The sequence below is a fragment of the Longimonas sp. genome (genome assembly GCF_046498435.1).
Taxonomy (GTDB): domain Bacteria; phylum Bacteroidota; class Rhodothermia; order Rhodothermales; family Salinibacteraceae; genus Longimonas.
The window spans coordinates 1-9671 of record NZ_JAWOAR010000176.1; the positions used below are offsets into that span (position 1 = coordinate 1).

Annotated in this window: 8 protein-coding genes; 5 read left to right on the plus strand and 3 right to left on the minus strand. The window is 60.6% G+C overall.

Features of this window, described 5'->3' with window-relative positions; translation table 11 throughout:
* Nucleotides 1-376: 376 nt before the first annotated feature.
* The 3 genes from rfbA to R6U20_RS06415 all read left to right on the plus strand — a co-directional run bounded on the left by rfbA (nt 377) and on the right by R6U20_RS06415 (nt 3595).
* Nucleotides 377-1255: a glucose-1-phosphate thymidylyltransferase RfbA gene (gene rfbA / locus R6U20_RS06405; RefSeq protein ID WP_410337035.1), complete on the plus strand. Its 879-nt coding sequence runs from the start codon at nt 377-379 to the stop codon at nt 1253-1255.
* A 435-nt stretch (nt 1256-1690) separates the two neighbouring features.
* Entirely contained in the window at nt 1691-2059 is a 369-nt protein-coding gene (locus R6U20_RS06410; RefSeq protein WP_410337036.1) for a hypothetical protein, read from the plus strand.
* Between the two features lie 675 nt (nt 2060-2734).
* On the plus strand, nt 2735-3595 hold the full coding sequence (locus R6U20_RS06415; RefSeq protein ID WP_410337037.1) for an esterase/lipase family protein: 861 nt from the start codon (nt 2735-2737) through the stop codon (nt 3593-3595).
* A 36-nt stretch (nt 3596-3631) separates the two neighbouring features.
* On the opposite strand, the gene R6U20_RS06420 is transcribed toward R6U20_RS06415, so the two are convergent.
* A complete protein-coding gene (locus R6U20_RS06420) occupies nt 3632-4510 on the minus strand; it encodes a hypothetical protein (RefSeq protein WP_410337038.1) in 879 nt (292 codons plus the stop codon).
* A 93-nt stretch (nt 4511-4603) separates the two neighbouring features.
* Nucleotides 4604-5260 carry an MBL fold metallo-hydrolase gene (locus R6U20_RS06425; RefSeq protein ID WP_410337039.1) on the minus strand — a complete coding sequence of 219 codons (657 nt, stop codon included), beginning with the start codon at nt 5258-5260 and terminating at the stop codon, nt 4604-4606.
* Between the two features lie 182 nt (nt 5261-5442).
* Between R6U20_RS06425 and R6U20_RS06430 the strand changes: the two genes are divergently transcribed.
* Together R6U20_RS06430 and R6U20_RS06435 are read left to right on the plus strand one after the other, a co-directional pair.
* The gene (locus R6U20_RS06430; RefSeq protein WP_410337040.1) at nt 5443-6870 is read left to right on the plus strand and encodes an LptF/LptG family permease; all 1428 of its coding nucleotides are present in this window, start codon (nt 5443-5445) and stop codon (nt 6868-6870) included.
* A complete protein-coding gene (locus R6U20_RS06435; protein WP_410337041.1) occupies nt 6867-7739 on the plus strand; it encodes a phosphodiester glycosidase family protein in 873 nt (290 codons plus the stop codon). Before R6U20_RS06430 ends, R6U20_RS06435 begins: the two co-directional genes overlap by 4 nt.
* A 42-nt stretch (nt 7740-7781) precedes the next feature.
* Here the strand turns inward: R6U20_RS06435 and R6U20_RS06440 are convergent, their stop codons facing one another.
* Entirely contained in the window at nt 7782-9263 is a 1482-nt protein-coding gene (locus R6U20_RS06440; RefSeq protein ID WP_410337042.1) for an FAD-binding domain-containing protein, read from the minus strand.
* Nucleotides 9264-9671: the final 408 nt, after the last annotated feature.

The following is a 9671-nucleotide window of genomic DNA, read 5'->3' on the forward strand; positions in this document are numbered from 1 at the left end:
CAGCGGCTCCGCCAAGGAGACGCGGAGTCCTGACACGAGCGAAGCGACTGATGAACGCAGTGAATAAAGATCTCCTCCGAAATGGGCAGGGCCGTTCAATCGCCTAGAGCGCCGCTGAGCACCGAGGAGATGGTTCGGCGTGCTCCGGGCTGGGCCCGTCGCGTGCTCACCATGACAGGCTTTGTTGGGGGGATGATTGCAGAGCAACCCTCAAAATGAGGGTTGACACAGCACTACCGCACATATTTCGACATTGTACTTTCGTTCTGGACGCGCTACATTCATTCCATCGACTCGTTGAACGAGTAGGCCAAACCGGCTCCGAAGAAACGTAAAGATATCCCACTGCTTTCCTCAATCACCTCCCACTCATTCCATGCGCGGTATTGTGCTGGCGGGCGGACGCGGAACGCGTCTCTATCCCGCTACCGAGGCGCTTAGCAAACAGCTCCTTCCGGTGTACGACAAGCCGATGATCTACTACCCGCTATCGGTGCTTATGCTGGCGGGCATTCGCGACATCCTCGTCATCACCACGCCGCACGACCGCCCGCGCTTCGAGGCGCTCCTGGGCAATGGCACCCCGTGGGGGCTGGATCTCTCGTACGCCACGCAAAACGCCCCCCGCGGCATTGCCGATGCGTTTCGTATTGGCGCCGATTTTATTGGGGATGCGCCCGTCATGCTCATTCTGGGCGACAACCTGTTCTACGGCGATGGCCTGCGGCAGCGCTTGCAACACGCGGCCTCCACCGTTGAAGGCGGCACCATATTTGGCTATCCGGTACGCGACCCCGAACGCTACGGCGTGGTCGACTTCGACGCCGACGGCACCGTCACCGACATCATCGAAAAGCCGGACGTGCCGCCCTCCAACATCGCCGTAACGGGGCTCTACCTGTACACCGCCGATGTGGTGGACATCGCGGCGAATCTCACGCCGTCAGATCGCGGCGAGTTGGAGATTACGGATGTGAACCGCGCCTATCTCGAACGCGGCACACTTACGGTAGAGCGCTTGGGGCGCGGCATGGCCTGGCTGGATACGGGCACGCCCGATGCGCTGTGGGAAGCAACCAACTATATCGCAACCATCGAGCGGCGGCAGGGGCTCAAGGTGGCCTGCCTCGAAGAGATCGCCTACCGTAATGGCTGGATTGACGCAGGTGCAGTTGCCAACCGCGCCGAAACCTGCGGTAACAGTCCGTATGGGACGTATCTGCGGCGTTTGTTGGAGGATGGGGCAGGCGCATAACATGAAGCACAACATCAACTTTGGTAGCTGTTATATCATAAGTGATACCTCCGAAGCAGTCATCCCGGACAAGGCGCCCCCGGCGCCGCTGATCCGGGATCTATCTGCCTCTCTGATAACGCCGATCATTCCAGGATTAGCGACGCCCTCGGTAGCGGTTCAATGCTAAGTGATGGAAGGAATGAGCCTGTAGCCGGAGACTGGAAGCGCCCCCGGCGCGGACGTCTCCGGCGGAGGCGAACGGGGGACCGTTCGCCCCAGGAAATATTTTTATCAGGGAAGCTATCACTTAACGTCTATCCACTACCACTCCCTCAACTGTTAGAGGCATCGGACCACGGAACCCCTCTATTGTATGGCAGACACATGCAATGTACACATAAGCACACGCTCACAGTCTGCCGTCAAGGGAAAAGCTAATCTGGTGCCTACGTTATGAAACGACTGTTCGGCTTTCTTTTCGGTTCTGAAGACGAAAAGCGTTCCGACGGAGTCAAGCGGAGACGAAACGGGTCCCCCTATGTAGATCCTGATGCGTTGTTTGAACACTCGGGCGTCCAAAAGCAGTTACAGCAGCTCGATGCGCCGCTTAGTAAAATGGCGCAAGACAAGTCTGAGGATCGAAGAGAAAAAGTCACCGGATCGTGCAGTTCTCCACACTTCTGCTTCCTATCTTGGGAGGCGTCATATTCTGTCGGGCTACCACTCGATTTCGTTATCGCCTATACCGGCGTAAGGGATACGAACTGTTCTTTTTGGCTGCAACAGCCGGTGCGATTCTTCTGGGGCGGTCTTTCCTGCTGACTCAACTCGTCCTTTCTTTTGATTGAGGCATACGATGCTACACCATTTGGAACGCGTTCAGTCCTGAAGTCCCGTATCTGGGAACTTCTATTTTAGCGTTCGCCCTGGGCTGGACAGGCCACCTGTGGGAGTGGAGCGATGTCTACTTCAACTCAAAGCGTACGATCGTTCTGCAAGAAGTAGATGAGTTTGGCACCGAGATCGAGCTGCTGCTTTTTCGGGCGGTAGAGGACTTTGAGGTGACTGTACAACTGTCGTCCATAAGCTATATCTCTCCTTTCGATCCTAACATTGACAGACCAGGGTGGCCGATGGAAGGCCAGGATGTAGACGCATCGTCGTTCACGAAATACTATCCTGGTTGATGTAGTACTACGTATCTGATGCGGAAGCAGGCATGCGTTCCAAAAAAACGCCCAGGAATTGTATGGTGATGCGTGAGACATGGGGCGTATCTGCGTCGGATGGCGAGAAACGAAACCGACCGCTCGTAAATCAGTGCAGCAGCCAGCGGGCAACTTGCATCCGGATGTCTGGTTCAAGCACATGCAAGTGGGGCGAGACCCAGTAAGGATCTAATAGCTGATGGATGCCGAGACAAAGGTCCCGACATGGCATTCGTTTTGATCTCCCATCTTGCACACGGCCTTCAGTCCCCGAGCCTCATCACCACCCATGCCAAACTTTCCCGCTTCCGCATTTCAGCGGCTTACCGGATTGCAATCGTTTCCGCAGCCCGCCATCATCCCCACGCACCTACCTGTTGTTATGATGCATGGCTTTGGCATTGGCGGGTCGTTTCGTCGGGGCGGGCACCTGCATGAACAGGCGATGTACCTGCGAATGCGTGGCGTGCGCGCCTATGCGCCAAACGTGTCGCCGTACAACACTGTGCGTGCGCGATGCCAAACGTGGAAGCACCACATCGAACATGTGCTGCATGAAACAGGGGCCGATGCCGTTTCGCTCATTGCCCACTCCATGGGCGGCCTCGACGCCCGCTTCCTCATCAGCCAAATGGGACTGCACGACCGCATTGGGGCGCTCGTTACGATAGCTACGCCGCACCGCGGATCGGAGCTGGCGAATCTTGTCTTGCAGCAGCCCGATGCGGTGCGCTCGTGGATGGCCGACATGGCCGACTGGCTGGGCACGCACATCATTGAAAACGGATCGGCCAACTCGCTCCAAACGGTGCGCGAACTGACCCCCTCGTTCATGACCCACAGCTTCAACCCCAACGTGCCCGATCACCCAAACGTGCACTACTGGTCGTATGCCGGACGGGCGGGGCGCGATACCGAGGTGCCGCTTACGCCGCTCTTGCGCTACTTTAACGCCTATCTGTACGAGCGCGAAGGCTGCAACGACGGCTTCGTCTCGGTGGAAAGCGCCAAGTGGGGCACGTTCAAAGGCGTGCTGGATGCCGATCACATCCGCCAGGTGGGCATGGATGCCGGATTCGGCGGGGCCGACTTCGATGCCAATACGTTCTATGCCGATGTGGCTCTGGATTTGGCTGATGTTGGGTTGTAGAGACTCGGCGCGCCGAGTCCGTCTCTGGCAGTGTCTCTACGGCGCGTTGGCCCCGATATCGCCCTGCCCCAGCACCGTATCCAGCGCCTCGTTGCTCCAGGCAACGCGTACGTGTCCATCGAAGGCGGCCAGTTCGTCGAACGGGCGCGGCACCACGGCCCAGCTGGAGCGCGCCCCGTCGGGGTGACCATCGAGCGCACCCAGGTAGAATGCGATGTCGCCGCCTGCGCTGGCAGGGTTGCGGCACAGGTGCACCGGATGCGCCTGGTTCGTAACAGGGGCATCGGCAGCGCGGCGGACTTCCACAAGCGTGGTCTGCGGGGTGAGCGCTTCAAATCGGATGGTGCCGCTAAGGCCGTTTGGGGCTTCAGGACGACCGTTCGCCGCGGGCGTCAGCGAATACGTAACAGTATCGGGCTCAGTAGCGCGCTCCAGCTGGAAGAGCGACGATTGCGCACTGGCATTGCTCCCAATGTTGCCCTGCGCCAGCACCGTGTCGAGCGGCATAGCCTGCTCGTGAATGTTGATGTGCGCATCGAGCGCGCGCAGTGAGTCGAGCGGTTGGTCCACCAGGTGCACACTGCGTCCCATGCGCCGTGCCGCGTTGTCGATGGCTCCCAGTCCCTGCCGAATAGAGCCGGTGGTGTCTACGCTATTGGCGTGGATGTGCACAGGATAGATTTGAGGCGTATCGAGCGTATCCTCAAACGCCACGGTGACGAGCGTACGCGCCGAGTCGAGCGACTGCATAAGCACCTCGGCATTCAGGCTGATGCTGTCGGGCACCGCCCCCTGATGCGGCCCCGCGTCGAGTGTGTACCGCACCTGCTCGCGCAACTCCGTCTGGGAGCTGCCCTCCTCAATGGGAGTGAGCGCATCGTCTGCGCATCCGGCCACCAGCACACATCCAAGCACAAGCGCGCTGCATAGCATCAAAATGCCCGCCCTGGCACGTTGTGTTTGCATCCGATAGAAATTTGTTATTCAGTTGGATACGCCAAACATTCTTTAAGAAAACCCAGGCACCTGATTATTCAGAAACGGATTCTGTGCCCGTTCGCGTCCGATCGTCGTTACAGCGCCGTGGCCGGGGTAGATAGTCATGTCATCGCCCAGCGGCAGCAGCTTTTCACGGATGGACGCCATGAGGTCGGTTTGCGAGGTCTGCGGCAGGCCCTGAATGCGCCCAATCGAGTCCTGAAAGAGGACATCGCCGGTAAAGGCAACGTCCTCCGCATCGGCCACCAGGCTCACCGAATCGGGTGAGTGGCCGGGGGTGTGCAAGATGCGGAAGCGGACGTCTCCAATTGTGAGTGTATCCTCAGGTGTGAGGGGAGTGGTGCTACGCTGCGGTGGATCGATCGTAACGCCGAACGCCTGCGCCTGCTGCGCGGCTTGGTCGTAGAACGGCGTGCCACTCGGGTGCAGGTAGAACGCCCGGTCGTAGGTAGATTCGAGATGCGCACAACCTAAGATGTGGTCGATGTGCGCATGCGTCAAGATCAGATGCGTCACCGTAAGATCGTGCTCATCGATGTACGCATCCACCTTGCGCTGCTCGGCACTGCTGGCGCACGAGGCGTCGATGATGGCGGCTTCGCCCTTGCGGTGCACCACGTACATGTTGGTCATGAATCCGTTGAACGTGAAGGACTGAATCGTCATAGGCCGGACGTTTAATGCGTATGTGAACGGGATGCGGTACGAGCCATCGTCTTGCAGGATTCTTGGGGAGGCCAACGCATCTTGCCCTGAACCGGGATTGAGGCGATCCGTACAGATTGACGGCCTTCCCACTGTTTTGTTGTGCTGTTTCTTGTCGCATGCGGCTTCACCGGCTTCACTGGATGATGCTTCGGAAGCTGCCCGGCCCGTTTTTCGGGTGGCTGGGTGTGCTCATGTTTCTGCTGCTGATGCAGTTTCTGATTCGGTGGCTGCCCGAAATTGCAGGCAAAGGCATCCCGCTTCTCGTCATTATCGAACTGATCGCGTACAACCTGGCGTACATGGTCGTGCTGGCGGTGCCCATGTCTACGCTCCTGGCAGCGCTCATGGCGTTTGGGCAGTTGGTCGAGTCAAAGGCCTATACTGTGATGAAAGGAGCAGGCATCTCGTTTGGACAGCTGGTCTGGCCTGCGCTGGTGGTGGGGCTGTTCGTTACGGGCTTCATGGTCTACTTCAATACCGTGATGCTGCCCGAATCAAACCATCGCGCGCGCATGCTATGGGCCGATATCCGCATGCAGCAGCCGGGCTTTGAACTGCGCCCGGGCGTGTTCTACGAGGGCATCGAAGACTACAGCATTCTGGTGCGCGAGCGCCCCGAGGGGTCGAACGAACTCGAAGGCATTACCATCTACGACTACACCAACGGGCGGCGGCAGCAGGCCGTCATTCGGGCCTCGCACGGCACGCTCGAATCGGATTCGTTGGGCCGCGAAATTACAATGGTCCTTTACGATGGCGAGATGCACCGCCCCCTCGCTCGCAACGCCGACCACACCGAGGGCCGTTATGAAAAGATGCAGTTTGCCCAGCACACGCTGCGACTCGACATCTCCGACTTCGGCTTCCAGCGCGACGACGACCGCGAGCGCCGCACTGACCGCACTGCACGCACCATGCGAATCGCAGGCTTGCAGGAGGCGGCCGACTCGCTCCGACGCGAAATACAGATCGAATACGAAGACATTAGCACGTCGCCGCACCATCCCTATCGCTCCGATGCCGATGGTTCGGCAGACGCCTGGCCGCCGCCCGATACGCTCGATGCCGATACCGCATTGCCGCTTGTACTGCGCGATATCCCGCCCGACCAGCATCCCAACGTCGTAGACAATGCCCTGCAGCGGGCGCGCTCGCTCCAGTCCACCCTTCGCAGCGCGCGTCGTAGTGTGGAGTGGAAAGATCAGCGTGTACGTACGTACCGCGTCGAGATCATGAAGAAGTACTCGATTGCTGTGGCCTGCGTGGTGTTTATCTTCATTGGCGCGCCGCTCGGCCTCAGCATCCGCCGGGGCAGCCTGGGCGTTAGCGCAGCGTTTGCAATGGGCATCTTCCTGTTCTACTGGATCACGCTCGTGCAGGGCGAAAAACTGGCCGACCGGGCCGTCATTGCACCCTGGTTTGGCATGTGGGTCGCCAATATGATTATGGTTACCGTGGGCACCTGGCTCGTTGTGTACATCGTCATGGATCTGCGCGCCACCCCGCCGCTGCGCACGCGGCTGTGGACCTGGCTCCGCTCCCTCTGGTCTGATTCGCCTTCTGCATGACTCGCCAACACACGGCTTCCCACCGGTCCTGGCTGGCGTGGGGGATGCTCGGGCTGCTGCTTCTGTGGAGTGGGGGCCGCCTGCTTGCAAATGAACTGCGCCCTGCCAACGTGCCGCATCCCGAAACCGAAGTGCGGCCTGGCCTCCACTACACCGCGCTCGATGTGCAGGCAAGCGGCTACGCCGACACCGGACGCGCCTACCTCGCCCGCATTGACCTGACCGCGCCGGACGTAGAACTGTTCGTCACTCCACCCGATGCGCGCACCGACAGCACCGCGTGGTATCGGCTGCGCTATCCGTGGCAGGTGGCCTGGACCCACGACCTGGATCTGGTGGTCAACGGCGCGCTGTTTCGTCCCCCGCGCCACGGCTACTGGCCTTTCAGTTGGGCACGCGGCCACCACACCACCATTGCCGACGGCACGGCCAGCCACATCAACCCGAAGAGCTACCTGCTCTGGCTTACGCGCGACCGCGTGCCGCACCTGACCACAGAGCGCCCAGCGCCTGACTCGGTGCTCGCCCAGGCGCAGTGGGGCATGGGCGGACTCGTGCGCGAGTTGCGCGACGGCGAGGTGCACCCGCGTACCCAGCGCAACGGCACCGCCGATAACTACACCATGATTGCCGCCTGCGCCGAGACGAAGCAGCTGTGGCTGGCCGCGTTTCAGGACGTGACGCGCGGCACTGCCGCCCAGATCGTGGCCGACCAGGGCGCCACCGACGGACTCATCCTCGACGGCGGCGGCTCCACCGCGTTTTACATGAGCCACGATGTGCAAAATGGGCTGGGAGGCTTACATCTGGGTGGAGGACGCCCCGTAGCCACACACGTCGGCGTGCGGGTGCGTGCAGCAACGCCGTAGCAACACGGCACACCGTGCCCCTACTTACCACCGTGCCCTTACTTACCGTCGACGGCGGCTGCCGTGCTTTTCTACGATGGCCTCGGCCTGCGCCTGGATGTGCGGCGTATCGCGGAGCGCCTCGATCTTGCTCCGAGCGTCGTGGTAGGCCGCCAAATGATCCACCACGCGCTCAGGGTAGTCGCGGCCCAGCACACATCCATACGCCTGCTGCTCAAACGCAGACATCTGCCACGGCTCATGTACCAGCGCGTCGTTCTCGATGGCGGCCAGCTCCGGCACCCAGCGGCGGATGAACACGGCCTCGGGGTCGTGCTCGTGGCCCTGCTTCACCGGGTTGTAGATGCGCAGCCGGTTGATGCCGGTGGTGCCCGATTGCATCTGCACCTGCGGGTAATGGATGCCGGGCTCGTAGTCGGCCATCAGGCCACCGTAGTACGGGGCAAAGCGGCGCCAGTCGAGCCAGCAATCGTACGCGGCAAAGGAGCACAGCATCGCGCGCATCCGGAAGTTAAGCCAGCCCGTATGTTGCAGACACCGCATGCACGCATCCACCATGGGAAAACCCGTTTGGCCATGTTTCCAGGCGTCGTATAGCGCCGGGTTGAAGTCGTCGGCGCGTAAAGCGTCGAAGGCCGGGATGTAGCTTTCGTGCTCGATGCGCGGGGCGTCTTCCAGCTTCTGCATGAAGTGGCCGTGCCAGTGTAACCGGCTGTTGAACGACGCGAGCGACTTCCGCCACATGGCTGCGCCGCGGAACGAAGCTCCCTCCAGTTCTAGTTGCCGCTCGCGCAGCGCGTGCACCGCCTGCCGGATGCTCAGCGTGCCGTACGCCAGATGCACCGACAGCCGTGAGCAGATCCGCTCAGCGGTGAGTGGACTCGACATGCTTGTGCGATACGGCTTCCCACGCTCGTGCAGAAACGTGTTAAGCAACTGATGCGCATGAGCTTCGCTCACGGCCTGTACGGCGGTCGTGTCGGGTGGCAGTCCCAGATCAGCGTGCGTGGGGATGCGTCCCGGCTCCAGGTCGCCGGGCGTAGGCATAAGCATCTCAGGAACGGGCACCGGCGGTTGCTTCATGCAGGCTGCCCACCGATCGGACCACGTGTCGCGGTCTCGCAGCGGACGCACCACGCCACGACACGGGTATTCGGTTAGGGGGATGCGCCGGGTCTGCGCCCAGGAGCGCATGCGGAGGTCGCGGTCGAAGGTGCGGCGGTTGCCCGTTTCCTGATGTGCCCAGATGCGAAAGGGCCCGACTTGCCGGTAGAGCATCTCAAACACGTCAGGTAGGCGTCCACAGCGCACAACGAGCGGCTGCCCCAGCGCAGCGAGCGACTGGCGCAGCGCGTGCAGCCCCTGCGCGATAAGCGACCAATGGCGGGGCGAAAAGTCAGCTCCCGCAGCGATCTCAGGCTCGGCTACGTACAGGGGCAGCACGGGTCCGCGCGCGGCGGCTTCGGCCAGCGGACGGTGGTCGCGCACCCGCAGATCGCGCTTGTACCAGACGAGTTGGACCATGAGGAAGAAGGTGCCGAATTCTTATGTGGATGTACTTAACGCATGCAGGCCGACCTATCATCAGGTTCTGACTGCGAACGGAGGGCCTGCTGGCCTGGACGCTCTTGTCATCTATGAGGCGGTGTGGAGGCAGACCTCCTGAGTGGTGCGTCGCGAGGCGTCTCACCACCTCATGCCCCCCAGTCGCTTATGCGACAGAGCAGCGGCATCGCTTTCCAGCGGGTCATCCTGAGATGCTTCACTGCGTTCAGCATGACTGAAGAGAAAAGAAAACCTCATACTACCAAGCTATTGTTCGCGCCCTTAAGTCATCCTGACGCCCTTGGGAAGAAGATCAAGTCACGATAGTTGTGTAAAGAGGTCTTCTGTCAGGCTTCAAAGTTAAGCGGCTTTGGGTACGGGATTGTT